At 63.8% G+C, this 25,232-nt stretch carries 25 protein-coding genes; 22 read left to right on the forward strand and 3 right to left on the reverse strand.

Annotation, left to right across the window (positions count from 1 at the left end):
* Window positions 1-17 precede the first annotated feature (17 nt).
* The 8 genes from truB (at window position 18) to ABQM86_RS08290 (ending at window position 7,717) form a co-directional block, all read left to right on the forward strand.
* Window positions 18-947, forward strand: coding sequence for a tRNA pseudouridine(55) synthase TruB (truB, locus tag ABQM86_RS08255; protein ID WP_280627643.1), 930 nt, complete (start codon window positions 18-20; stop codon window positions 945-947).
* Window positions 948-949: 2 nt separating this feature from the next.
* A complete protein-coding gene (locus tag ABQM86_RS08260; RefSeq protein WP_089594379.1) occupies window positions 950-1,303 on the forward strand; it encodes a hypothetical protein in 354 nt (117 codons plus the stop codon).
* Between the two features lie 2 nt (window positions 1,304-1,305).
* Window positions 1,306-1,752, forward strand: coding sequence for a hypothetical protein (locus ABQM86_RS08265; RefSeq protein WP_369746366.1), 447 nt, complete (start codon window positions 1,306-1,308; stop codon window positions 1,750-1,752).
* A gap of 88 nt (window positions 1,753-1,840) precedes the next feature.
* The gene (locus tag ABQM86_RS08270; RefSeq protein ID WP_369746367.1) at window positions 1,841-2,824 is read left to right on the forward strand and encodes a bifunctional riboflavin kinase/FAD synthetase; all 984 of its coding nucleotides are present in this window, start codon (window positions 1,841-1,843) and stop codon (window positions 2,822-2,824) included.
* 159 nt (window positions 2,825-2,983) lie between these two features.
* Complete coding sequence (rpsO, locus tag ABQM86_RS08275) at window positions 2,984-3,253, forward strand: 30S ribosomal protein S15 (protein WP_089594382.1); 270 nt, start codon at window positions 2,984-2,986, stop codon at window positions 3,251-3,253.
* 238 nt (window positions 3,254-3,491) lie between these two features.
* Window positions 3,492-5,744 (forward strand): polyribonucleotide nucleotidyltransferase, encoded by a 2,253-nt coding sequence (locus tag ABQM86_RS08280; RefSeq protein ID WP_207597010.1) that lies wholly within the window; start codon window positions 3,492-3,494, stop codon window positions 5,742-5,744.
* Window positions 5,745-5,833: 89 nt separating this feature from the next.
* The gene (locus tag ABQM86_RS08285) at window positions 5,834-7,177 is read left to right on the forward strand and encodes a M16 family metallopeptidase (RefSeq protein WP_369746368.1); all 1,344 of its coding nucleotides are present in this window, start codon (window positions 5,834-5,836) and stop codon (window positions 7,175-7,177) included.
* 78 nt (window positions 7,178-7,255) lie between these two features.
* Window positions 7,256-7,717, forward strand: a complete 462-nt coding sequence (locus tag ABQM86_RS08290; protein WP_369746650.1) for a DUF1579 family protein — start codon at window positions 7,256-7,258, stop codon at window positions 7,715-7,717.
* Between the two features lie 3 nt (window positions 7,718-7,720).
* Here ABQM86_RS08290 and ABQM86_RS08295 read toward each other — a convergent pair whose 3' ends face one another.
* Both ABQM86_RS08295 and moaA read right to left on the reverse strand, forming a co-directional pair.
* A complete protein-coding gene (locus ABQM86_RS08295; protein ID WP_089594386.1) occupies window positions 7,721-7,987 on the reverse strand; it encodes a MoaD/ThiS family protein in 267 nt (88 codons plus the stop codon).
* A 4-nt stretch (window positions 7,988-7,991) separates the two neighbouring features.
* Window positions 7,992-9,131: a GTP 3',8-cyclase MoaA gene (gene moaA, locus ABQM86_RS08300; RefSeq protein ID WP_369746369.1), complete on the reverse strand. Its 1,140-nt coding sequence runs from the start codon at window positions 9,129-9,131 to the stop codon at window positions 7,992-7,994.
* A gap of 134 nt (window positions 9,132-9,265) precedes the next feature.
* Between moaA and ABQM86_RS08305 the strand changes: the two genes are divergently transcribed.
* The 9 genes from ABQM86_RS08305 to ABQM86_RS08345 are packed head-to-tail and all read left to right on the forward strand — an operon-like array spanning window position 9,266 to window position 16,895.
* Window positions 9,266-10,033, forward strand: coding sequence for a response regulator transcription factor (locus ABQM86_RS08305; RefSeq protein WP_207597013.1), 768 nt, complete (start codon window positions 9,266-9,268; stop codon window positions 10,031-10,033).
* Window positions 10,020-11,240 carry a sensor histidine kinase gene (locus ABQM86_RS08310; RefSeq protein WP_369746370.1) on the forward strand — a complete coding sequence of 407 codons (1,221 nt, stop codon included), beginning with the start codon at window positions 10,020-10,022 and terminating at the stop codon, window positions 11,238-11,240. The genes ABQM86_RS08305 and ABQM86_RS08310 overlap by 14 nt, the downstream gene beginning before the upstream one ends.
* Window positions 11,237-12,844 (forward strand): molybdopterin-dependent oxidoreductase, encoded by a 1,608-nt coding sequence (locus ABQM86_RS08315; protein ID WP_369746371.1) that lies wholly within the window; start codon window positions 11,237-11,239, stop codon window positions 12,842-12,844. Before ABQM86_RS08310 ends, ABQM86_RS08315 begins: the two co-directional genes overlap by 4 nt.
* A 58-nt stretch (window positions 12,845-12,902) precedes the next feature.
* On the forward strand, window positions 12,903-14,129 hold the full coding sequence (gene glp / locus ABQM86_RS08320) for a gephyrin-like molybdotransferase Glp (protein ID WP_369746372.1): 1,227 nt from the start codon (window positions 12,903-12,905) through the stop codon (window positions 14,127-14,129).
* Window positions 14,117-14,653 (forward strand): cyclic pyranopterin monophosphate synthase MoaC, encoded by a 537-nt coding sequence (moaC, locus tag ABQM86_RS08325; protein ID WP_280627650.1) that lies wholly within the window; start codon window positions 14,117-14,119, stop codon window positions 14,651-14,653. The genes glp and moaC overlap by 13 nt, the downstream gene beginning before the upstream one ends.
* Entirely contained in the window at window positions 14,650-15,147 is a 498-nt protein-coding gene (locus ABQM86_RS08330; RefSeq protein WP_207597018.1) for a molybdenum cofactor biosynthesis protein B, read from the forward strand. The genes moaC and ABQM86_RS08330 overlap by 4 nt, the downstream gene beginning before the upstream one ends.
* A complete protein-coding gene (locus ABQM86_RS08335; RefSeq protein ID WP_089594391.1) occupies window positions 15,137-15,592 on the forward strand; it encodes a molybdenum cofactor biosynthesis protein MoaE in 456 nt (151 codons plus the stop codon). The genes ABQM86_RS08330 and ABQM86_RS08335 overlap by 11 nt, the downstream gene beginning before the upstream one ends.
* Window positions 15,593-15,643: 51 nt before the next feature.
* The gene (dapB, locus tag ABQM86_RS08340) at window positions 15,644-16,402 is read left to right on the forward strand and encodes a 4-hydroxy-tetrahydrodipicolinate reductase (protein WP_369746373.1); all 759 of its coding nucleotides are present in this window, start codon (window positions 15,644-15,646) and stop codon (window positions 16,400-16,402) included.
* 4 nt (window positions 16,403-16,406) lie between these two features.
* Window positions 16,407-16,895, forward strand: a complete 489-nt coding sequence (locus tag ABQM86_RS08345) for a hypothetical protein (RefSeq protein WP_207597021.1) — start codon at window positions 16,407-16,409, stop codon at window positions 16,893-16,895.
* Here ABQM86_RS08345 and ABQM86_RS08350 read toward each other — a convergent pair.
* The gene (locus ABQM86_RS08350) at window positions 16,871-18,106 is read right to left on the reverse strand and encodes a heparan-alpha-glucosaminide N-acetyltransferase domain-containing protein (RefSeq protein ID WP_369746374.1); all 1,236 of its coding nucleotides are present in this window, start codon (window positions 18,104-18,106) and stop codon (window positions 16,871-16,873) included. The two genes, ABQM86_RS08345 and ABQM86_RS08350, sit on opposite strands and share 25 nt — an antisense overlap.
* Before the next feature lie 88 nt (window positions 18,107-18,194).
* Between ABQM86_RS08350 and ABQM86_RS08355 the strand changes: the two genes are divergently transcribed.
* The 5 genes from ABQM86_RS08355 to ABQM86_RS08375 all read left to right on the forward strand — a co-directional run bounded on the left by ABQM86_RS08355 (window position 18,195) and on the right by ABQM86_RS08375 (window position 25,209).
* Complete coding sequence (locus ABQM86_RS08355) at window positions 18,195-18,530, forward strand: hypothetical protein (protein WP_369746375.1); 336 nt, start codon at window positions 18,195-18,197, stop codon at window positions 18,528-18,530.
* A 96-nt stretch (window positions 18,531-18,626) separates the two neighbouring features.
* A complete protein-coding gene (locus ABQM86_RS08360; protein ID WP_369746376.1) occupies window positions 18,627-19,583 on the forward strand; it encodes a carbon-nitrogen hydrolase family protein in 957 nt (318 codons plus the stop codon).
* 58 nt (window positions 19,584-19,641) lie between these two features.
* Window positions 19,642-20,553 (forward strand): 4-hydroxy-tetrahydrodipicolinate synthase, encoded by a 912-nt coding sequence (dapA, locus tag ABQM86_RS08365; protein WP_089594395.1) that lies wholly within the window; start codon window positions 19,642-19,644, stop codon window positions 20,551-20,553.
* 27 nt (window positions 20,554-20,580) lie between these two features.
* A complete protein-coding gene (locus ABQM86_RS08370) occupies window positions 20,581-22,272 on the forward strand; it encodes a ribonuclease J (protein WP_207597024.1) in 1,692 nt (563 codons plus the stop codon).
* Between the two features lie 75 nt (window positions 22,273-22,347).
* The gene (locus ABQM86_RS08375; protein ID WP_369746377.1) at window positions 22,348-25,209 is read left to right on the forward strand and encodes a DNA translocase FtsK; all 2,862 of its coding nucleotides are present in this window, start codon (window positions 22,348-22,350) and stop codon (window positions 25,207-25,209) included.
* Window positions 25,210-25,232 lie beyond the last annotated feature (23 nt).

Raw genomic sequence — 25,232 nt, forward strand, 5'->3', positions numbered from 1 at the left:
CCCATATACTGGTAAGCGTGCTTTCTGGACTGGTAATCGTTGACAAACCGCAGGGATGGACCAGCCATGATGTGGTTGGCCGGATGCGGCGGCTGGCTGGTACCCGGAAAGTGGGGCATGCGGGAACGCTGGATCCCATGGCCACCGGCGTGCTGGTACTCGGCATCAACAAGGCTACGCGCCTGTTGACCTACATCGTGGGCACTTCCAAGACCTACACCGCCACCATCAGGTTGGGCGAAACCACCATCACCGATGACGCTGAGGGCGAAGTCACCGAATCCCGCACGGCCGCGGAGGTCACCGATGACGCCATCGCCGCCGGGGTTGCCGCGCTGACAGGACCAATCCAGCAGGTTCCCAGCAGCGTCAGCGCCATCAAAGTCAACGGCGAACGTTCCTACGCCCGCGTCCGCTCCGGCGAGGAAGTCAAGCTCGCCGCCCGCCCGGTCACCATTCACCGCTTCGATGTCCACTCCATAACTAGGATCGACGGCGGCAGGGTAGTTGACGTTGATGTCACCGTGGAATGTTCTTCCGGCACGTACATCAGGGCGTTGGCCCGCGACCTCGGCAACGGGCTGGGCGTCGGGGGGCACCTCACTGCCCTGCGCAGGACCCAGGTAGGCCCGTACACCCTTGACCAGGCCCGCACCTTGGAGGAGCTGGCAGAAGAACTCAACGTGCTGGAGATGTCCTTGGCGGCCAGGGCCCTCATGCCCAACCGGGAGCTCAGCGAAGAAGAAACCACGGAGATCTCCTTTGGCCGCCGTATTGCTGCCGGCCCCGGGGCAGGTACGTCCACGGCCGCTACGGCAGAGAACCCCGCAGCCGCGTTCGCGCCGTCGGGTGAGCTGGTAGCACTGCTGGCGGACGCCGGCAGCTTTGCGAAGCCGGTGTTGGTCTTCGCTCCGGGAACTGGGTCCGGAACCGGGCAGGGGCAATAACCATGGACGGATATTTTTATGCCATCCTGATCGTCGGATTGGTGTCCACCATCATGTGCCTCGTGGCAGGCCTGATGAAGAAAGCCCCGAACGATCCCACCATCTTCTCCGTGCTCGCCGTTGAACTGGTCCTCCTGGTGTATCTGGTGGGTTCGATCGTTCGGGTGGCCATGGGTGAGCAGATTGCCGGTGAGGCCTGGGAATTCTGGGGGTACCTGGTCACGGCCCTGATGATCCCGTTGGGTGCTGTTTACTGGGCCATCCTTGAACGAACCCGCTGGAGCAACTTTGTCCTGGCCGCAGTGGGGGTCACCGTGCTCGTTATGGGTGCCCGCATGAACCAGATCTGGTACTGACCTTGAAGGAAGAACACGACGTGACTGGAACCGAGACCAACCCGGCAAACCCGAAGCAGAAGGACACCCGCAATACTGGTCCGGGCCGCCTGCTGATCGCGGTCTATGCGGTCTTCGCATTGTCGGCAACGGCGCGTGCGGGCTACCAGATCGCCACCAAGTTTGCCGAAGCTCCCTTGGCGCACATCCTTTCTGCCTTCGCCGCCGTTGTGTACATCGTGGCCACCATTTCGTTGGCCAAGCCCGGCCGCACCTGGTTCAAGGTTTCCCTTGCGGCGGTGCTGACGGAACTTGTGGGTGTGCTGGTGGTGGGGGCCATCAGCCTGTTCGATCCCGTCGCCTTCCCGCACGACACCGTCTGGTCGCTGTTCGGACGCGGTTATGGATTCGTCCCCTTGGTCCTGCCGGTCCTCGGGCTCCTGTGGCTCAACAAACGCAGACCGTCCTGAGCCAGCTGCCCTGGCGGGTAACCTTAGAATGTTCCGGCGCCGGAAGGTTGCCGGGCGGAACGAATATCTGCAGTAAAAGGCGAGGTTGATGGTCCACATCTGGAACGATCCCACTGAAGTCCCCAGGGACTTCGGAGCTACTGTCGTCACCATCGGAAACTTTGACGGTGTCCATCGCGGACACCAGCATGTCCTGGCGCAACTGACTGATACCGCCAAGCGGCACAACATCCCATCGGTAGCAGTGACCTTTGATCCCCACCCCGCCCAGGTCCACAGGCCGGATTCTGCCCCGGAATTGATCATGGGGCTCCAAGACAAGCTGGAAGCCCTGGCGGACACCGGCGTCGATGCCGTACTGGTCATGAAGTACACCCTGGACCTGGCGGCCATGACGCCGCTGGAGTTTGTGCGCGAGGTCCTCTTGGACGGGCTGCATGCCGCACACCTGGTGGTGGGCCATGACCTCCGTTTCGGCGCGGGCAATGCCGGCGATGTCCTCACCATGCAGGAGCTGGGGGACCAGCTCGGTTTCAGTGTTCAGGTAGTTCATGAGTACGGCGCGGGAGGCTTCCCGGTCCACGACGACGGCGATACCGACCGCCGCTGTTCCTCCACCTGGGTGCGGGAAGCTTTGTCTGAGGGAGACGTCGTGACTGCCGCCGCGGTATTGGGCCGGCCCCACCGCATGCGCGGGGAAGTCGTCCATGGCGCCGCCCGTGGCCGTGACCTCGGATTCCCCACCGCCAACCTTTCGCACGATTCCACGGGCTATGTTCCTGCGGACGGAATTTATGCCGGCTGGTTGATCGACCAGTCCGGAACCCGGTGGCCCGCTGCGATTTCCGTGGGTTCCAACCCCACGTTCGATGGCGTCAGCCGTCAGGTGGAAGCCCATGTGATCGATCGTCCCGAGGAAAATGTGGAGGACTTCGACCTCTACGGCCAAACCGTAGCCGTTGAATTCACCCAGCGCCTCCGCGGCATGGTGGCGTACCGGGGACCCGAGGCATTGGTTGAGCAAATGTGCCTGGATGTCGCCCAGGCGCACAAGCTCCTGGGCCAGAGCTAGGCGCATTTCGACAACACTGCCGGCCTGCCGGTAAACTGATGAGTGGATCCGGCTGCAGTCCGTGGCGGCTGGACCTGTTTTTGTGTGCGGTGACGCACCAAAGGCAACCCGTCAGCGAGGCGCTGGACCGGGAGGCACGGCACAACTCTAGGAGTTCACGTGGCACTTGAAGCCGCTGTAAAGCAGTCCATCATCAAGGAATACGCAACCTCTGAAGGCGACACCGGTTCGCCCGAGGTACAGGTTGCAGTCCTGACCCAGCGGATCAAGGATCTGACTGAGCACATGAAGGAGCACAAGCACGACTTCCACACCCAGCGCGGTCTGCTGGCCATGGTTGGTCGTCGCAAGCGCATGCTTTCCTACCTGAAGAACACCGACATCGCCCGCTACCGTGCGCTCATCGAGCGCCTCGGCCTGCGTCGCTAGTCTGACTTTAGGGACGGCCCGGTCCCTCGTGGAACGGGCCGTCTTCTTCACCAACAACTAAAAACAGGAATCAACCGCATCGCGCATTCGCGGTCCTCGGTAGTGATTCCCGGGAACAATCGGTGACGATTGCCCCGTGGATCTCGATCGATGACCGGGTGTCGTACAGGCCAGGAATAAAGAAGAGGCCTGGGTTGATGCGGCGGACTTCCGCTAACAGAAACGGAGGTGACTCTCTATGGAGGGTCCCGAAATCCAGTTCTCCGAAGCCATTATCGACAACGGTCGTTTCGGCAAGCGCGTCATTCGCTTCGAAACCGGCCGCCTTGCCAAGCAGGCAGCCGGCGCTTCGATGGTCTACATCGACGAAGACACCGCCTTGCTGTCCGCAACCACCGCAGGCAAGCAGCCGCGCGAAGGTTTCGACTTCTTCCCGCTGACGGTTGACGTTGAAGAGCGCATGTATGCTGCCGGCCGTATCCCGGGCTCGTTCTTCCGTCGCGAAGGCCGCCCGTCCACCGAAGCCATCCTGGCTTGCCGCCTCATGGACCGTCCGCTGCGCCCGGCCTTCGTCAAGGGCCTGCGCAACGAAGTCCAGATCGTGGTCACCGTCCTGGCGATCAACCCCGATGAGCTCTACGACGTCGTCGCCATCAACGCATCCTCGATGTCCACGCAGCTGTCCGGCCTCCCGTTCTCCGGCCCGATCGGTGGCGTCCGCGTCGCCCTCATCGCTGACGAACAGGGTTCGCAGTGGGTTGCTTTCCCCAAGCACTCCCAGCTTGAGAACGCCGTCTTCAACATGGTTGTAGCCGGCCGCATCACGGGTGACGACGTCGCCATCATGATGGTTGAAGCCGAAGCCACGGACAACTCCTGGAACCTCATCAAGGAACAGGGCGCCACAGCCCCCACCGAAGAGGTTGTCTCCGAGGGCCTCGAGGCTGCAAAGCCGTTCATCAAGGCACTCTGTGAAGCACAGGCGGACCTGGCTGCACGCGCGGCCAAGCCCACCGTCGAGTTCCCCGTGTTCCTGGACTACCAGGACGATGTTTACGCCGCTGTTGAGGCCGCTGCTGCCGACAAGCTGGCTGCCGTCTTCCAGATCGCTGACAAACAGGACCGCGACACTGCCTCTGACGAACTCAAGGACGAAGTCCTGGGTGCGCTTGCCGGTAACTTCGAAGGCCGCGAGAAGGAACTGTCCGCAGCTTTCCGCTCGGTCACCAAGCAGGTTGTGCGCCAGCGCATCCTCAAGGACCAGATCCGCATCGACGGCCGTGGCCTGACGGACATCCGCCAGCTCACCGCCGAGGTAGAGGTTCTGCCCCGCGTCCACGGTTCGGCCATCTTCGAGCGCGGCGAGACCCAGATCATGGGTGTCACCACACTGAACATGCTCAAGATGGAGCAGCAGATCGACTCGTTGTCGCCGGTAACGCGCAAGCGCTACATGCACAACTACAACTTCCCGCCGTACTCCACCGGTGAGACCGGCCGCGTCGGTTCCCCGAAGCGCCGCGAAATCGGCCACGGTGCTCTTGCAGAGCGCGCCCTGGTTCCGGTTCTGCCGACGCGTGAAGAGTTCCCCTACGCCATCCGCCAGGTATCCGAGGCCCTCAGCTCCAACGGCTCGACGTCCATGGGCTCTGTCTGCGCTTCGACGCTTTCCATGCTCAACGCCGGTGTGCCGTTGAAGGCAGCAGTTGCCGGTATCGCCATGGGCCTGGTTTCCGACCAGGTTGACGGCCAGACCCGCTATGCAGCGCTGACCGACATCCTCGGCGCCGAAGACGCTTTCGGCGACATGGACTTCAAGGTTGCCGGTACGTCCGAGTTCGTCACGGCCATCCAGCTGGACACCAAGCTCGACGGCATCCCCGCTTCCGTGCTGGCTGCAGCACTGAAGCAGGCCCGCGAAGCCCGTCTCCACATCCTCGAGGTCATCAACGCAGCGATCGACACCCCGGATGAGCTCTCCGAGTTCGCTCCGCGCGTCATCGCCGTCAAGATCCCCGTGGACAAGATCGGCGAGGTCATTGGCCCCAAGGGCAAGATGATCAACCAGATCCAGGAAGACACGGGCGCGGACATCTCCATCGAGGATGACGGCACGGTCTACATCGGCGCTACCAACGGTCCGTCTGCCGATGCAGCACGTTCCGCCATCAACGCCATCGCCAACCCGCAGGTCCCGGAAATCGGTGAGCGCTACTTGGGCACGGTCGTCAAGACCACCACCTTCGGCGCCTTCGTTTCCTTGACCCCGGGCAAGGACGGCCTGCTGCACATCTCCGAGCTCCGCAAGCTGGCCAACGGCAAGCGCGTGGACAACGTTGATGACGTAGTCTCCGTGGGCCAGAAGGTCCAGGTCGAGATCACCAAGATCGATGACCGCGGCAAGCTTTCCCTCTCCCCGGTTGTTGCCGAGGAAGACGGCGCAGCTGCCGAGGACGCTCCGGCTGAGGCCGCTGAAGAGTCCGCAGAGTAGTCTGTAAGCAGTACACCCGGCGGGGCCGGTGGGCTTGTAAAAGCTCCACCGGCCCTTCCGGCCTTAACCCGAAAACCTGAAAGGCCTTGATGACTGTCGTACCCCTGCCGCTGGAGCAGACTCTTCCCGGCGGCGAATTGATCCATGGTGCCGAGGGCGGTTCCGTCGTACGGCGCTCGGTCCTTCCCGGCGGCGTGCGCGTCCTGACCGAGGCAATGCCCGGCCAGCGGTCGGCCACCATAGGGTTCTGGGTGGCAGTGGGTTCGCGCGATGAAGCGGACGGCCAGCACGGTTCCACGCACTTCCTTGAGCATTTGCTGTTCAAAGGCACCAAGCGCCGCACCGCTTTGGAGATCGCGTCGGCTTTTGACGAGGTGGGCGGCGAATCAAACGCTGCCACCGCGAAGGAAAGCACCTGTTACTTTGCCAGGGTCCTGGACACAGACCTGCCCATGGCCATCGATGTCATTGCCGACATGATCACCGGCGCCGTCCTGGATCCTGCTGAACTGGAGCAGGAGCGCGATGTCATCCTTGAGGAAATCGCCATGGACAGCGATGACCCGACGGATGTTGCCCACGAGAAATTCGTGGAGGCCGTCCTCGGCAACCACCCCCTGGCCCGTCCCATTGGTGGAACCCCTGACGCCATCAAGGCTGTGGCAAGGGACGCGGTCTGGGAACACTACCAGCGCTATTACCGCCCGGAGGAATTGGTCATCACCGCTGCCGGCGGCTTGGACCACGACGTCGTCTGTGACCTTGTCCTCGATGCCCTGACGGCCGCGGGCTGGAAGCTTGACACCCAGGCAGCCCCGGTCGACCGCCGCGGTACCGATCGCGCCGTCATCAGCGGAACGTCCGGCCTCCATGTGGTCAAGCGCCCCGTGGAGCAAGCCAACATCATCATGGGCTGCCCCACGATCGTGGCAACCGATGACCGACGATTCGTTATGAGCGTGCTCAACGCTGTCCTGGGTGGCGGCATGTCCTCCAGGCTGTTCCAGGAAATCCGCGAGAAGCGGGGCCTGGTCTACTCCACCTACTCCTTCACCGCGGCTTACGCTGACGCCGGCTATTTCGGAATGTACGCTGGCTGCACGCCGTCCAAGGTCCGCCAGGTACTGGACCTCCTGGGCGTCGAGCTGGAGAAGCTTGCCAAGGAGGGCATCACAGAAGAAGAACTCCGTAAAGCCGTAGGCCAACTCAGTGGGGGAATCGTCCTGGCCCTGGAAGACACGGGATCACGGATGTCCCGGCTGGGCCGGGCAGAGTTGGTTTCCGGAGAATTCCAGGACATCGACGAAACCCTTGCCCGGATCCAGGACGTCACGGTGGAAGAAGTGCAGGACCTGGCCCGCGAACTCGCAGCTGCACCGCGAACCATTACCGTGGTGGGTCCTTTCGAGGAAACCGAGACTTTCGGACTCTAGGCCTCTGGACGCACGCACTGTCAACAGGGCAGCATGATCACACGGTGATGATGCTGCCCTGACGACTTTGGAGACATGATGGATCTGCCCTCGAGCGGCCTGGCCGCGGAGCTGTTGCAGGACTTCATCGGTCACTGGCGGGGCATCACGGAGATTGCCGCGTCGCCGTGGGGGAGTGCCCGGACGGCTGAAGCGGAAGTGGTTTTCACCAAGGCCGCCGGCGGGTATGCCGTCGTCCAGAGCTACCGGCACCGCGAGGCGGACGGCACGCACTTCGAAGGGCATGGCATGTTCACTGTGGACCGGGATCACGGGGACACTCTTTGGTACTACGTAGACAGCCTGGGGAGGTCGCCGGCCAGCCCGGTCAGGGGAGCGTGGCATGCAGGCACCCTGACCTTGGACAGGAGGACTGCCGACGGCGTTGCCCGGCACACCTTCCGCGTCGAGGACGGGGTCCTGGTGCACACGGCCGATCTACGGCTGGAAGGAACACCGGACTACAGTCCGTTGCTGAGGAGCGTCTTCCGTAAGGCCTGAGCCTCAGCCTCCGGCGAACGGCGGCAGGACATCGATGACGTCCTGGGCTCCCAGCGGCGCTGAACGGTCCCGCACAGCTACCTCGTTGCGCAGGAAACTGCTCCGTGCCACGATCCGGTCCAGCGTCGGGGTGCCTTCGGGAGGCAGCGGACGTTCGACGGCGAGTGCGGCTTCCAGCAACGCTTCCAGGCTGGTGCCTTCCGGGAGGACGTGACGTTCTTCTTCGACACCGGCCGCCGCGCGTGCGGCAGCGAAGTAGCGGACAAGCAAGGTTTCAGCCTCCGATTGCGCTCATGCTGCGGTCCGGCTGGACAAAGTCCGCTGCGCCAAGACCCGTGTGGTCCATGCCGTGGGCTTTAGGTTTGACCCACATGGCGTCTTGCCACCGCGATGCCAGTTCGTGATCCGTGGCCCCGCCGCGAAGCAGGCCCAGGAGATCGAATTCTTCGCGGGAGAAGAGGCAACTCATGATCTTGCCCTCGGCCGTGATGCGGGTTCGGCGGCAGTCGGCGCAGAACGGTTCGGTGACCGAGGCGATAATGCCGACTGTACCGAGGACTGGGCCCGCAGCTTCACCGGAAGCCGTGTCCCGGCGTCGTACTTCAAAACGTTCGGCCGGGGCACCGTCCCGTTCGCGGGGGTCGTGCGCCAGCACAAAGTCGCGCGAGAGCAGATCCCGGATTTCGGCGGCAGTGATCATGTTGCGACGGGTCCACCCGTGATCGGCGTCCAGCGGCATTTGTTCGATGAAGCGAAGCTCGTAGCCGCGGTCCAAGGCCCAGGCGAGCAAGTCCGGCGATTCGGCGTCGTTGATCCCGCGCATCAGCACGGCATTCAACTTGACCGGCCCAAGGCCGGCCGCCCAAGCGGCATCAACGCCGGCCAGGACGCGATCCAGGAACGGCCGGCGCGTGAGTTTGGTAAAGGTTTCCTCGTGCAGGGAATCGAGCGAGACATTGATGCGGGTGAGGCCCGCAGCCTTCAGCGCCGCCGCCTTTTTGTCCAGGCCAACACCGTTGGTGGTCATGGAGATCGGGAGGTCCGGGTGGGCGCTGCGGATGCCGGAAATGATGTCCACCAGGTCGGCGCGGACCAAGGGTTCGCCGCCGGTGAGGCGCAGTTCCCGCACGCCCAAGGCGTTGACCCCGATGCGGACGATCCGGACAATTTCGTCCCTGGTCATCACGGCTTGTTTCGAGAGCCATTCCAACCCCTCGGCCGGCATGCAGTATGTACAGCGCAGGTTGCATTTGTCCGTCAGGGACAGCCGCATGTCCGTAGCCCGCCGGCCATAGCGGTCCCACAGGCCCGCAGGCGTTCCTGCCGGGCGCGGCGGCGGTACCGCGACGCCACTTTCCTTGCTGCCCGCGGGGCCACCCGAAGGGGGCACCGGCATTCCCAGCTGAACACTCATAAATTCAGGCTACGCCACCGTGGCAGGATCAGTGACACCGATTACAGTCATACAGTTCTTACGGATTGCATACACTTGCGCCGCGGATGCCTGAATCACGTGCCGGGGACCGCCGGCAAACCTATGCTGAAAGCGTGACCACACCTACGGCATCATCAGCGGAACCAGGGAATCGCCGCATCCTCCTGGTGGAAGACGAACAGACCATCGCCGATGTGGTCCGCGACTACCTGCTGCAAGCGGGCTTTCAGGTAGACATGGCGGGTGACGGATTTACCGCCCTCCAGGTGGCAGCGGACCGCAAACCCGACCTGGTGATCCTGGACCGCATGCTGCCTGGTTTGGACGGCGTGGAGGTGTGCCGCCGGCTCCGCCAGACCATGAGTGTACCGGTGATCATGGTTACGGCTTTGGGCACCGAAGATGACCGGATCCTCGGCCTGGAGATGGGCGCTGACGATTACGTGACCAAGCCCTTCTCACCGCGCGAGCTGGTGCTCCGGGTGAAATCGGTGCTCAGACGAAGCATCAAGGAGTTCACGCCGGAACCACCAGTGGAAGCCGCGGGTCTCGAACTCGATCCTGCGTCCCGGACAGTAACGCATCACGGAGTTCCGTTGGCCTTGACGGTGCGCGAATTCGATCTCCTGGCTTTCATGATGCGGCGGCCACGCCAGGTTTTCAGCCGCGAGGAACTCATCAAGGCCGTCTGGGGCTGGGACTTCGGCGATCTCTCAACAGTCACAGTGCACGTGCGTCGCCTGCGGGAAAAGATTGAAGCCAACCCCACCAAGCCGGAGTTGCTCAAGACGGTCTGGGGTGTGGGGTACCGCTTCGATTCCGCCTCCGGCAACGCGCCGGAGCACTCCGGCGGCGGGGAGCGTGGCCATGGAGGGCAGTGAGCTGTGGACCATCCTGGCTTGGGTCTTGTTCTGGGCCGTCCTCATCGGCGCCGCAACCTTGTTCAGCCTGCGACTTCTGCGTCGGGCGTCGGTCCTGGCACAGATCTGCCTGGTGGTCGTCGCTACGGTTGCGGTCCTGGTGGCCGGCATGGTCAGTGCGTTCAATGCCATGTTCATCTCTGCCAGGGATCTGGAAGTCATGTGGTACATCCTCGCCGTGGCATCAGCAGTAGCTGTTGCCTTGTCACTCATGCTGGGCGCGGGCGTGTCACGTAACGCTGCCCGGTTGGTGGTTGCCGCGCGGCGCCTGGGCCGGGGGGAGACCTTGGACCACGCCGGGGAGGGGCGGGGCAGTGCTCCCGCCATGACGTCCGAACTTGCCGAACTGGCCAAGGAACTTGAGGCCAGCAGCCGCAGCCTCGCCGAATCACGGGAACGTGAAGCCGCCATTGAGACGGCCCGGCGGGAATTGGTGTCGTGGATATCGCATGATCTCCGGACCCCCTTGGCCAGCATGCGCGCCATGACCGAGGCACTTGAAGACGGTATGGCGTCCGATGTGCCGGGCTATTACCGGAAGATCATCGGACAGACGGAGCAGATGACCGCCATGGTCAATGATCTCCTGGAGTTGTCCAAGATCCAGGCCGGCACTCTCCGTCTCCGTGCTGAACCACTGGACCTTTACGATCTTGTCAGCGATGCGTTGTCCGATCTCGCACCTTTGGCCGCTCAACGCGGCATCACGCTCGACGGCGGCGGCGACCGTGAGTGCATGGCCGTCGCCGATGGCCCCAGCCTCGCCCGCGCCGTGCGGAACATCCTCCTCAACGCCATTATCTACAGCCGGCCGGACACTGAGGTCCACGTCAGCGTCGGACGCGACGGGCTGGGGCACCACGGCGGAAATGCAGTGGTCGCAGTGCAGGACCAGTGTGGTGGCATCCGCAACGAGGACCTACCGCATCTGTTCGAGACGGGCTGGCAGAAAGACCCCGCCCGGGGCACCACTGAGGGACTGCAGGGCAGATACAGTGGCGCGGGCATCGGACTGAGCATGGTGGCCGGCATCGTCAAGGCCCACGGCGGATCAGTCACTGTGGAAAACGTCGACGGCGGCTGCCGCTTTGCGCTGTCCCTTCCGGCGGGATCCGTCCCGGCCACGTCCGGGATTTCAGCCGACGAACGCGCGGGAGGCGCATCATGAGTACGCACAAAAGTGTTGACAGGCCGGAAACCCGCGCCTCCACCCGGTCACGCGGCCGGCTCAGCCTACGTCTGTGGCCTGCCGCGGCAGGTGTAGCGTCGGGCGGTGCGGGGATTGCGGCCGGCGAACTGACCGCAGGCCTGCTGAGCCCGTTGGTTTCCCCTGTCACGGCCCTGGGCGGAGCTGTGATTGATGCAGTGCCCCCCGGAGTGAAGGACCTGGCCGTGCAGTTGTTCGGCACAGCGGACAAGATCGTGTTGATTGCATCCATCGGTCTCGTCGCGGGATTGTTGGCCGCGCTGGCCGGCGTTCTGGAGCATCGCCGCGCCGGCTGGGGACTGGCGCTGGCTGGGGTGGCCGGAGCAGCTGGACTGACCGCCGTCGTCACGCGTGCCCAAGCAAGCCCGCAGGCGGCCTTGGCCCCGATCGTCGCTGCGGTCGTCACGATGCTGCTGTTGCGCACCCTCATCCGGCGGCTCGTCACGTGGGCACCCGAGGCAGCAAATCAGGAACTTCAAGGGCATGATCCCGCACCCCTGGCACGGCGGAGTTTCCTCAACGCCCTCGCTGGCACCTCCCTCGCCGCCGTCGTGGCCGGAACCGTCACTGCGGTCCTCACCCGGGCCACGGCCGTGGCGTCAGGTTTCCGCAGTTCCATGACGCTCCCGGAACCCGTGATCCCACCTCAGGCAATACCCGCCGGCGCCTCGCTTCCCGTGGACGGCATCAGCCCCCTGGTGACCCCCAACTCCGATTTCTACAGAATCGATACGGCACTGACGGTACCGGCCATCGACCCGCCGGCGTGGAGGCTGAAGGTCACCGGATTGGTGGACCGGGAGATCGAGATCGACTTTGCCACGCTCCTCGCCAAACCCATGATCGAACGGCATGTCACCATCGCCTGCGTATCCAACAACGTCGGCGGCGACCTCATAGGCAACGCGCTCTGGCTGGGCTGGCCCATCCGCGAACTCCTTGCCATGGCCGGCCCCAAAGCCGGCGCAGACATGGTGCTGTCCACCAGCAACGACGGGTGGACGGCCAGCACACCTTTGGAGGCCCTCACCGACGACCGCGACGCCCTGTTGGCCGTCGGCATGAACGGCGAACCGCTCCCGCTGGAACACGGCTTCCCGGTGCGGATGATCGTGCCAGGGCTGTACGGATTTGTCTCCGCCACCAAATGGCTCACCGAACTGAAAGTCACCCGCTTCGCCGACGACACCGCGTACTGGACCCCCAGGGGCTGGAGCGACCACGGACCCATCAAGACGCAGTCACGCATCGACGTTCCCCGCAGCGGCAGGACGGTCCAGCCGGGCACAGTGCAGTTCGGAGGTGTGGCCTGGGCCCAGCACCGGGGCATCAGCCGCGTTGAGCTCCGCGTCAACCGCGGACCCTGGAAGCAGGCCACTCTTGCGAGCGGGATTTCCACGGACACCTGGTATCAATGGCAACTGGGCCTCGATCTCACCCCCGGGGATTACGAAGTGCAGGTCCGGGCCACCGATACCACCGGCCAGCCGCAGACCGAGGAAAAGGCACCCGTGGCTCCGGATGGCGCCACGGGCTATCACACCATCAGCGTCAAGGTGGGCTAAGGCCCTAGTCTGGGTACGTCCGGAGAAATTCCGGAAGCCAGCGTGTCACAACAGGAGGTTGTCCGTGCCCAGATCAGTTGCAACCCATCGCCAGGCAGTGGTGGAACTGCTGGCCGGCACTGCCACCACCAAGGGAAACCACCGCGTGCCGTTGCTCGACGCGCTGGGAAAGCCGCTCGCCGTCGATGTCCATGCGCCGCTCTCGCTGCCGCCGTTCGCCAACTCCCAGATGGACGGCTTTGCCGTCCGGTCACATGACATTCCCGACGACGGCGGGCAGCTCCGGGTGGCAGCTCCCGTCCCGGCAGGTGCGACACCAACAGCGCTGAAGGCCGGCTACGCCGCCCCCATCATGACCGGAGCCATGATTCCAGAGGGCGCCGACGCCGTCGTACCCATCGAGAAAGCGAGCCCCAGTACCTTTCCAGACCCCACCACCATGGATGCCGTCGTCAACCTTCCCGCGGTGGCTCCCGGTGCTTATGTGCGGAACAGCGGCAGCGACATCCACAGGGGAGCCCTGGCCCTGGCAGCAGGCACCCTGCTGGGACCGGCCCAGCTTGGCCTGCTGGCAGCCATGGGCCTGTCAACAGTTGAGGTCCCTGAACCTCTGCGTGTCCTCCTGGTCACCACGGGAGACGAGGTAGTGGAACCAGGGGAAGAACTCACGCCCGGCAAGATCTTCGACTCCAACGGAACGCTGCTTGAAGCGTCCATGCGCCAGGCAAACCTGGATGTTGTTCGTACGGGCATCTCGGACGACGACCCTGCACACCTCCTGGCCGTCCTTCACCATCACACCCGGGAATCGGACCGTCCCGTGGATGTCATTGTCACCACCGGGGGAGTAAGCAAGGGCGCCTACGAGGTGGTGCGCCAGGCGATGGCCGGCCAGCCCGTTGATTTCCTCCCCGTTGCAATGCAGCCGGGCGGGCCGCAGGGCCTGGGAACCTTCAACGGCATTCCCTTCCTCGGATTTCCCGGCAACCCTGTCAGCTGCCTCGTCTCCTTTGAGATGTTCCTCCGGCCCGCCCTGTCGGAGGTTATGGGAACTCCGGCTCCACGACCCGTACGGACGGTACGCCTTGCCGAACCCCTGACCTCTCCAGAGGGCAAACACCAGGTCCGGCGTGGCTCGGTGGCCGGGGACGGCATGCTCCGTATGGAAGGCGGCGCCGGCTCACACCTTGTGCACGCCCTTGCCCGTGCCAACGCGTTGGTCCAGATCCCAGGCAACGTCACGGAACTCACCGCAGGAGCCGAAGTGGAAGTATGGATGCTGTGAATGAAACTCCCGGGACAACAGAACACGGCGGCGGCCTGACGCACCTACGGCACGACGGCACTGCGCAGATGGTGGATGTCTCCGCGAAGGCAGTGACCACCCGCGAAGCCACCGCCACGGCAACCGTCCGGACAACCCCGGACGTGATGGCCCTTTTGGGTGCCGGTGAGCTGCCCAAAGGCGACGCGCTCGCCGTGGCACGGGTAGCAGGCATCATGGCGGCAAAGAAGACGCCAGAGCTGATCCCGTTGTGCCATCCGCTGCCTATTTCCAAGGTCACCGTGGATTTCCATTTGGGCGCCGGCTCGGTGGACATCCTGGCAACCGTCAAGACCAAGGGCGTGACCGGCGTTGAAATGGAAGCCCTGACGGCGGCATCGGTAGCGGCACTGAGTGTCTACGACATGATCAAGGCCGTAGACAAGCATGCCGTGCTGACCGACATCCGCGTGCTGGCCAAGACTGGCGGCAAAAGCGGCGACTGGGACGTCTCAGGGGAACCGGTCCAGGAGGCCGGCGAATGAGTGCTTGCGAGCCGAACAGCCTTCGGAAGGCCGGAGTCGTGATTGCCTCCACCCGGGCTGCTGCCGGAATCTACGCTGATGAGACGGGGCCCATCATCCTCGATTGGCTCAATGAGCACGGTTTTGAGACGTTCCCCACCATGGTGGTGCCGGACGGGGAGCCAGTGGGAGCTGCCCTCAGGGCGCTCCTGACCCAGGACCCCGCGGTCATCATCACCAGCGGCGGAACGGGCCTGAGCCCGGATGACAAGACGCCGGAGATGACCTTGCCGCTCTTGGACCGCGAAATTCCCGGCATCATGGAAGCAATCCGGCGCGCAGGCGCCGCGAAGACGCCCATGGCCATGCTGAGCCGCGGCCACGCTGGAGCTGCGGGAACGACGTTCATCATCAATCTGCCGGGATCCCCGAAAGGCGTTATGGATGGATTGGCTGTCCTGGACCCAGTGATCGGGCACTTGTGCGAACAAATGGAAGGTAGCCATGGGCACTGAAACAGATTTTGAAGTAGTCAGCGCTGTCCTCAGCGCGGAACCCATCTCGGTGGACCAAGCCATCGCGGCGGTCGAATCGGACACCGCCGGGGCTGTGGTCAGCTTCAGCGGCGTGGTCCGGAACCACGATTCCGGCAAGGCTGTGGACCGGCTCAGTTACAGCGCCCATCCAACGGCGCACCAGGTCATGTCCGACGTCGTGGCCCAATTGGTGGCTGAGCATTCAGGCGAAGCCGACCAACCCGTCCGCATCTGGGCAGCGCACCGCATCGGGATGCTGGAGATCGGTGACCCGGCCCTTGTCTGCGCCGTCGCGGCGGCCCACCGGGGACAGGCGTTTGCCGTCTGTTCCGAGCTGGTGGACAGGGTCAAAGCGCAGGTTCCCATTTGGAAGGAACAGTTCTTCACCGACGGCACCGTCGAGTGGGTTGGCGCGGGGGAGTAGGCCTGAGTCACGGTTCCTGCCGGGCCCCGGCGCAGCGGTAGGGTTAACGGCATGACCGAACAACTTGCTGTTGCAGTGCTGGGCGCCCACGGGCGCATGGGAATTGAAGCCGTGAAAGCTGTGGAAGCAGCCGATGACATGAGGCTTGTAGCCGCCCTGGGTCGCGGCGATTCCCTGGAAACCCTGCTCGACGCCGGCGCACAGTACGTTGTTGACCTCACGGTCCCGGACACCACAGAGACCAACGTCCGGTTTGCCGTAGAGCATGGCATCCATGCTGTTGTCGGTACCACTGGTTGGAATGCCGACAGGCTGGAGTCCCTCCGTGCATTGCTGGAGCAGAAGCCGGACACCGGCGTCCTGATCGCCCCGAACTTTGCCCTGGGGTCCGTGCTGGCCTCCGCTTTCGCGGCCAAAGCCTCACAGTATTTTGAGTCCGTCGAGATCATCGAGCTGCACCACCCGAACAAGGTGGACGCACCATCCGGCACGGCGGTGCGTACGGCGCAGCTGATCGCTGATGCACGGCAGGCAGCCGGAGTTCCGGCAAGCCCGGACGCCACTGAAACGTCGTTGGACGGAGCCAGGGGCTGTGACGTGGAGGGTGTCCGCGTCCATAGTGTGCGGCTCCGCGGTTTGGTAGCCCACCAGGAGGTCCTTTTCGGCGGTCCGGGTGAGCAGTTGACGTTGCGCCATGACTCCTTCGACCGGGCTTCCTTTATGCCTGGTGTCCTGCTGGGATTGCGTAAAGTCTCAACGCACCCCGGCCTCACGGTTGGCCTGGACGGCTACCTGGACCTGGGGCTCTAGGTCCATGGGCAATTTCTGGACTTCCTTGAAGAAGAACCGCACCAAGATCTGGGTCGGCGCCATCACCCTGCTGTTGGTGCTCTACCTGGTGGTGTCCGTCCAACGCTCGTTCCTCCTCCTCGGTGACCCCAACCTGGTAGCGAAGGGCATTGGAGCGGCCTATCTGGTCCTGCCCATCGTCGGTGCGTGGGCGCTCATCCGCGAGCTCCTGTTTGGCGCCCGCACCGAGCAGATGGCCAAGGTCCTGGAAGCCGAAGGCGGATTGCCCGAGGACACACTGCCCCGTACGCCCGGCGGGCGGATTGTCCGGGCTGCCGCGGATGCGGAGTTCGAGAAGTACCGCGCCGAGGCAGAGGCGGCGCCGGAGGATTGGCGTTCCTGGTTCAGGCTGAGTTGCGCCTATGACGCCTCAGGGGACCGCAAACGCGCCCGGGCATCAATGCGCGACGCCGTGAAGCTGTTCCGCTCTCAGCCCACCGCTGCGGGACGGTAGCTGCCCAGCTTCGACGCCGTGTGGGCAACCCACTCCAGCGGTCCGCGGCGCCGGAGCAAGGCGAAACACACGCCGATTGCCACAGCACACAGTGCCTGGGTCCAGTACATGCCCTCTTCTGTCCACCCTGCGGGCAGTGGCTGGTTGGTGAACCCCGAAACCACCCATACATGGGCCGAATAGAGGCTGAGCGTCATGGCTCCGGGCCCGCTGAGCACTATCAGGATATTGACCTTGATACGGTCGGCCACGGTACCCAGCAGCAGGAAGAAACCCACCACTGCGGCAGCCGTTCCGCTGGTGTGCAGCAGGTCCAGCGTGGTCCCTGCATGGGGGGCTGCTGTGGCCAACCACCACCACGAACCGGTCTGCTCCAGTCCGGTCAGATTAACCTGGAGCATGCTTTCCAGCGGGTACCCGCGGGTGCCGGGAAGTGCCTCCAGCGCGGCCCGGCCGCCCCATGCTTCCAGGGCAAGGAACCCTCCCAGCTTTGCCGCAGCAGCCACAGTGGTTCCGCCGATTAGGAGCAGGAACTGCACCTTCGCGGTCGTGAGCGCCAACCTGCCGAGCACCAGTCCGATCAGCAGATATGAGATCCACTGGAACACCGGGTAGTAACCAGTGAAGAAGAGGTCTGCGAGGAGGCGTGCCGGCGTCCCCAGGTCCTCGCCGTTGGGATTGTGACCCAGTTGCAGGGGAAGTGCGGCGTCCAACAGCATGGGCCGGACCAGGTAAGCCAGCAGCGGAGACAACAGCACCCAGCCCGCCGCCCAGAAACACAGTGCCTTGACCCGAAGGCCAAGGAATGGCAGAACGCACAGGAAAAGCACGGCGTAATGCACCAGGATGACGGCGACATTGACGTCCAGCCCTCCCAAAGTGAGGCCGACCACCGCAATGACCAAGGCTCGCATGGCGACCCCGCCTCTCGCGGCCCGGAGATCGTTGCCTGTGCGAGGTTCCTGCCGGCCCGTACTCAGCGCCAATCCAATGCCGGCAAGGACAGCGAAGAGTGCCGCAGACCGCCCCGAAAATACCAATCCCACGAAGGTCGGCTCCCACGCCGGGGAGGGCCCGAACGTCGGTAGGAGGTGCGTGGACATCATGCCAAGCAACGCTGCACCCCTGGCAGCGTCGATCCCAGTGAGCCGGGAGGAGACCTGGCCGCCGTCGCGCGCTTTCCGCGGGGGCGCAGTCTCTTGCGAAGTCATGCTGCGATCGTCTCACAGCCAACTGTGAGCCGGGCCGACGGCAGAGCCAGGTCTTGTCTTCGAATATATGTTCGAATAACATGGCAGGATGAACGATGTCCCCACGCCACCCGAAGGTCTCGCCGGACCCATGAAAGCAATGAGCCCCGGCGTCGTCGACTTCCTCTTCAGGCAACTCGTGGCGGGCGAACCCCCTGAAGACACCCAGTGGCGCCGCGAAGGAACAGTGCTGGCCGAGCAGCCGCCCGGAGCTGAACTTGCCCGGCGGCTATCCGAGGCGGACCTGGATTCCCTGACGCCGTTGGAACTGTTCGAGTACGTTCGCGCTTCGCAGCGCCTGGTCACCTGGGCAGAACACCTCAAGGAGCGGGCCGTGGCGCACTATTGCTCGGATCAACCTGCGCGGACGCCTGGGCCGTCCTAGCCAGTCGGGGTCTGACTGGAGTGAGAGGGCCCCATGGCTCCACGCCCCGGCCTGTCCTGCAACATCCCGAGGTTGCCTCCGGAATAGGATGGGCTGGTGATTCCGACGCCCCCGCAAGTCCCCACCCAAAGGCCGGCCCGTCCCCTGGATGCCACATCCGTGGAGAGCCCGTTTGGTGGTACCGCGCCCGCAGGGGCGGGGTTCGTTGAAGCAAGACCTCACCCAGGGGAAGAACCGCATGACCCGGCAGTGCTTCGCGTGGCCGTTGTTCAATATGAAGCGCTGCTGCCAGGCGTCGGTGGAGCGGCCGTGGAGGCAAACGTCGCGGCCCATGTGAGGCTGGTGGCGGAGGCTTGCAACCGTGGCGCACGTTTGGTGCTTTTTCCTGAACTCTCCTTGACCGGGTATGAACTCACTGCATTCAAAGTCCCCGCCGGAGCAGGACAGCCTTCGCCGGGCAGTCAGCCTTCGCCGTGGTTAACCGAAGGCGACCCGCGGCTCCACCCCCTCCAGGATGTCTGTGCCCGCACCCGGACGGTGGCCGTCGTCGGGGCAGGCTGGCGGGAGGCGGATCAGACGCCCAGGTTGGCCTCGCTTATCGTCGGCTGTGACGGATCGGTGAAACCTGTCTTCAAAACTCATCTGCATGGGCCGGAGCGGGAGCTTTTTGTCCCTGGAAGCGGTCCGGCGGTGCTTGATGTCGACGGATGGCGGGTTGCCTTTGCGGTCTGTGCTGACGCCGCGCATCCTGCCCACGCCGGTGCCGCGGCGGCAGCGGAGGCTGATGTGTATGCAGTGTCTGCGCTGTACACGCGGGGCGAGGAACTCAGGCTCGGACTGCATTTGGGCGCCCGTTCCATGGACCACCGGATGTTCGGATTATTGGCGAACCTTGGAGGAGAAACGCCCTTGGGCCCCTCCTGCGGTCTCAGTGGAGCGTGGGGTCCCGACGGTGCTGCCCTGGTCCGGGTGGCGGGCACCGGGACGGAAGTCGCCATGGTGTCGTTGGACTGGTCCCGTCTTGGCGCCTACAGATCCTCAACCGGGGCATGAGGACCATCACGCGGAACCCATTCTTGTAACAAGCCCGCGACAGGGTAACGTTTTTCTTATGTCTGACTTGCGCGCCCACACTCCCGCCCTTGGTACCCTCCTGACCGCGATGGTCACCCCGTTCACCGAGGACGGCAAGGTGGACTACGACCAAGCCGCTGTACTGGCAGAGAAGCTTGTCCAGGATGGTTGCGATGGGCTCGTTGTTACCGGCACCACCGGAGAGACCTCAACCCTCACGGACGACGAAAACCTTGGTATGTTCCGGGCGGTCAAAGAAGCCGTCGGCGGCAAGGCTGCCATCATTGCCGGAACCGGCACCAACGACACCGCACACTCGGTGCACCTTTCCCAGCGGGCTGCCGAGGTTGGCGTGGATGGTCTCCTGATCGTCACGCCCTACTACAACAAGCCCAGCCAGGCAGGCGTCCGGGCGCACTTCGAGACCATTGCCTCGTCAACGGATCTGCCCGTCATGCTCTACGACATCCCAGGCCGCTCCTCCATTGCGATTGCTCCTGAGACCATGATCGGCCTGGCCAAGCACCAGAACATCGTGGCGGTCAAGGACGCCAAGGCAGATTTTGCCGCCGCTACCCGGGTCATGGCTGAGACTGACCTGGTTTTCTATTCCGGTGATGACGGATTGACCCTCCAGTGGATGGCGCTCGGCGCCGTCGGCCTGGTGGGCGTCACCACCCACGTGGCCACGCGTCGCTTCCGCGAGCTGATCGACGCTGTTAACGCCAGCGACCTCGCCACTGCGAGGGCCATCAACTTTGAACTGGAACCCGTCATTCGCGCAACCATGACGCGGGTCCAAGGCGCAGTAGCCGCCAAGCAGATTCTCAAGTGGCAGGGAGTCCTGCCCAACTCGGTTGTCCGTTTGCCCCTCGTGGAGCCGGACGCAGCCGAGATCGACATCATCCGCGGGGATTTGGCGGAAGCCGGTATGGACTTCAACGTCTAGGCCGGTTCCGCCGGAAAGAAGCACAATATGACCCAAACCGCCCTTCCCGGACTGGTTACGCCGCCGAAACTGCCGAAAGGCACGCTGCGGATTGTTCCGCTCGGTGGCCTGGGAGAGATCGGCCGCAACATGGCCGTCTTCGAAATCGACGGCAAGCTGCTGGTCGTTGACTGTGGCGTGCTCTTCCCTGAAGAGACCCAGCCCGGCGTAGACCTCATCCTGCCCGATTTCTCCTACATCGAAGACAGGCTGCAGGACGTAGTTGGCGTCGTGCTGACGCACGGTCACGAGGACCACATCGGTGCGGTTCCCTACCTGTTGCGCCTTAAGGCCGATATTCCACTGATCGGGTCCCAGCTCACCCTGGCCCTGGTGGAAGCAAAGCTCCAGGAACACCGGATCAAGCCGTACACCCTCACCGTCACCGAGGGCCAAGTGGAGCAATTCGGCCCGTTCGAGTGCGAGTTCATTGCCGTGAACCACTCCATCCCTGATGCCCTGGCCGTTTTCATCCGGACCGAGGGTGGCACGGTCCTGCACACCGGCGACTTCAAGATGGACCAGTTGCCGCTGGATGGCCGCATCACCGACCTCCGTCACTTCGCCCGGTTGGGCGAAGAGGGCGTGGACCTGTTCATGGCCGACTCCACCAACGCGGACGTCCCTGGGTTCACCACGGCCGAAAAGGAAATTGGTCCCACTTTGGACCGCCTGTTCGGCCAAGCAAAGAAGCGCCTCATCGTCGCGTCGTTCTCGTCCCATGTTCACCGTGTCCAGCAGGTCCTTGATGCCGCAGAGAAGCATGGCCGCAAGGTCGCTTTCGTTGGACGCTCCATGGTGCGCAACATGGCCATCGCCGCCAAACTGGGGTATCTCGATGTGCCGGCCGGGATTTTGGTGGACATCAAGAACATCGACAACATGCCCGATGACCGCGTGGTCCTGATGTCCACCGGTTCCCAGGGCGAGCCGATGGCTGCCCTGTCCCGGATGGCCAACGGCGACCACCGCGTAGTGGTTGGACCCGGCGACACCGTCATTCTGGCCTCCAGCCTGATTCCCGGCAACGAGAATGCCGTGTTCCGCATCATCAACGGACTCCTCAAACTCGGCGCGGACGTAATCCATAAGGGCACTGCGAAGGTCCACGTCTCCGGGCACGCAGCGGCAGGGGAGCTCCTGTACTGCTACAACATCCTTGAGCCGCTCAACGCCATGCCTGTGCACGGCGAAACCCGTCACCTTATTGCCAATGGCAACATCGCGCGGGAATCCGGTGTTCCGTCCGAGGGCATCATCCTGAGCGACAACGGCACAGTGATCGACCTGAAGGACCACAAAGCAAACATTGTTGGCCAAGTAGAGGTCGGATTCGTCTACGTGGACGGTTCCAGCGTGGGTGAGATCACCGACGCCGATTTGAAGGACCGTCGCATCCTCGGGGACGAGGGCTTCATTTCCATCATTACGGTCATCAACCGCACTACCGGCAAGATCGTGTCGGGACCGGAAATCCATGCCCGTGGTGTTGCTGAGGATGATTCGGTCTTCGACGAGATCATCCCCAAGATCAACGCCGCACTGGAAGACGCTGTGCTTAATCACGCAGACCATACCAACCATCAGCTGCAGCAGGTGGTGCGCAGGATCATCGGCACGTGGGTCAACCGCAAGCTCCGCCGCCGTCCCATGATCATTCCGGTGGTCCTTGAGGCATAGCCCCACGGCAACATGCACACCCAAGGGGGCCTGAAATCCGCGGATTTCAGGCCCCCTTGGGGTACCGTGGCAGTTATGGCGACCCGTACTACCTCCACGCCACGAGGCAGCTCCAGCAGTAAATCCGGCGGCACAGGCCGGAGCGCAGCCACATCCAAAACCAGCGCCGCCGCAGGCAAGAGCGGGCGTGGAAGCACTGCCCGCACCAAGCAGGCGGCCGCCGTCGAGCCCCAGGCTCCGCTGCCCCTGCGTATGCTTTCAGGTTTTTGGCAGGGGATCGGCCATGTGGTCGGTGCCGGCGTCCGCCGCATTGGGTACGACGTCAGCGACCTCGAGCCCGCGGATCGCCGTGACGGCGCAGCCCTTTTCAACCTGGTGTTGGGCATCGCGATTGCCACTTTCGCCTGGTGGGGCCTGACGGGGTGGCTCCCGGACGTCGTCTACAGCGTGGTCAACGGGACGTTTGGCTGGATGACCCTGATCCTGCCTTTCATGCTTTTTGTTTGTGCCTTCCGGTTGTTCCGGAAACCCCAGGACGGCCGCGGCAACAACCGTGTGGGCATTGGCTTTATGATCATGACCCTGGCCGGATCGGGTTTGGCCCACGTCATTGGCGGCCTGCCCACCGTGGCCGATGGGTTCGATGGCCTTCGCAGGGCAGGCGGCATGCTGGGATTCCTCGCCGCCGCCCCCCTGGCCGCAATCCATGGTGCAGTACCGGTGGTCCTCTACAGCTTGTTGGCCTTCGTCTCTTTCCTGATCGTCACTGCAACCCCGTTCGGCGCCATTCCCTCCCGCATCCGGGGTGCCTATGAGCACCTTATGGGTGTGGACCTCATGGACGGCTCCGGCAAGGACGCCCACGACCGCAGCTACCTCTACGAAAACGACGCACCGGCCAAGCCCAAGAAGAAGCGCATGCGCTTCTTCGGCAAGGATGAGGAGCCCGAGGCAGGCTTGGAGGGCTACGTCGGGGACGAAGCTTTCGAACATGCAATAGTCGACGACGACGCTCCCGCCTCGTCGGAACCGCGCGTTCCGCCGGGGGTGCGCCGCCCAACCCAGGCGGAGATCGCCGTCGGGAAGATCAAGGCAGCCCAGGGCTTGGGGGCTGCACCCGGCATTGACAACCCCACCGAAGCCATTCCGGTCATCAGTCCTGCCATGACTGTGCCAGCGCCCACCGTTGCCCAGGTCCCCGCGAAGCCTGCCGGTGCGCCGCTGCCGCAAACGCCGATTCCACAACGCACGGAGCAGTTGTCCCTCGCCGGGGACGTCACCTACACCCTGCCGGCCTCCGACTACCTGACGCCGGGCTCCATTCCGAAGGAGCGCACAGAGGCCAATGACGCCGTCGTCGCCGCCTTGACGGACACCTTGACACAATTCAACGTGGACGCAGCCGTGACTGGCTTCAGCCGTGGTCCCACCGTGACGCGCTACGAGATCGAGCTGTCTCCCGGTACCAAGGTGGAGCGCGTTACCGCGCTGTCGAAGAATATTTCCTACGCGGTCGCATCGAGCGATGTCCGCATCCTGAGCCCCATCCCCGGCAAATCGGCCATCGGTATCGAGATTCCCAACACGGACCGCGAAACGGTTTCGCTGGGCGACGTTCTGCGGAGCCAGAACGCCCGCCGGACAGACCACCCCATGGTCATGGGTGTTGGCAAGGACGTCGAGGGCGGCTACGTGGTGGCCAACCTGGCAAAGATGCCCCACCTGCTGGTGGCTGGGGCCACTGGTGCCGGTAAGTCGAGCTTCGTGAACTCCATGATCACCTCCATCCTCATGCGTGCCACCCCGGATGAAGTCCGCATGGTCATGGTGGACCCCAAGCGCGTGGAGCTCACCGCGTACGAAGGCGTCCCGCACCTCATCACGCCCATCATCACCAATCCCAAAAAGGCCGCGGAGGCCCTGCAATGGGTGGTCCGGGAGATGGACGCCCGCTACGACGACCTCGCCAACTACGGTTACAAACACATCGACGACTTCAACAAGGCTGTCCGTGCCGGCAAAGTGGTGCCGCCCGTGGACTCCAAACGGATCATCAAGCCCTACCCTTACCTTCTGGTGATCGTGGATGAACTCGCCGACCTCATGATGGTGGCCCCGCGCGACGTCGAAGACTCGATCGTCCGCATCACCCAGCTTGCCCGTGCTGCCGGTATCCACCTGGTCCTGGCCACCCAGCGCCCGTCCGTGGATGTGGTTACTGGCCTGATCAAGGCGAACGTGCCGTCCCGCATGGCCTTCGCAACCTCATCCGTGACGGACTCCCGTGTTGTGCTGGACCAGCCTGGGGCGGAGAAGCTTATTGGCCAGGGTGACGCGCTTTTCCTGCCGATGGGTGCGTCGAAGGCAATGCGTGTCCAGGGTGCCTGGGTGACGGAATCCGAGATCCACAAGGTGGTGGAGCACGTTAAGGGACAGCTCCAGGCTGTCTACCGCGACGACGTTGCTGCCGAAGCCCCCAAGAAGCAGATCGACGACGACATCGGAGACGACCTCGAGGTCTTGTTGCAGGCCACCGAGTTGGTGGTGACCACCCAATTCGGCTCCACGTCGATGTTGCAGCGCAAGCTCCGGGTAGGCTTCGCCAAGGCCGGGCGGCTTATGGACCTCCTCGAATCCCGCGGAGTGGTGGGTCCCTCGGAAGGCTCGAAGGCCCGCGATGTCCTGGTCAAGCCGGACGACCTCGCGGCCGTCCTGGCAGCGATGAAGGGCCAGGAATCACCCGCTGCACCCGACGCCCACACGGCGGCCCTGAGCGACAACGCGAACTCGAACATCGCCGTCGGCGGTTATGCGGAGGACCTCGTGCAGGCAGACCTGGACAACCGGACGCAGGCCATTGAGTACCACGATGGCGCTGACGGCCCCGATGACGACGACGAAGGCGGCGAGGACGCCTGGTCGTTGACGGGGCGCTAGCTTCAAAGGCGCCAGCCCAAAGA

This window comes from Paenarthrobacter sp. AMU7, from assembly GCF_041200195.1.
Taxonomy (GTDB): Bacteria; Actinomycetota; Actinomycetes; order Actinomycetales; family Micrococcaceae; genus Arthrobacter.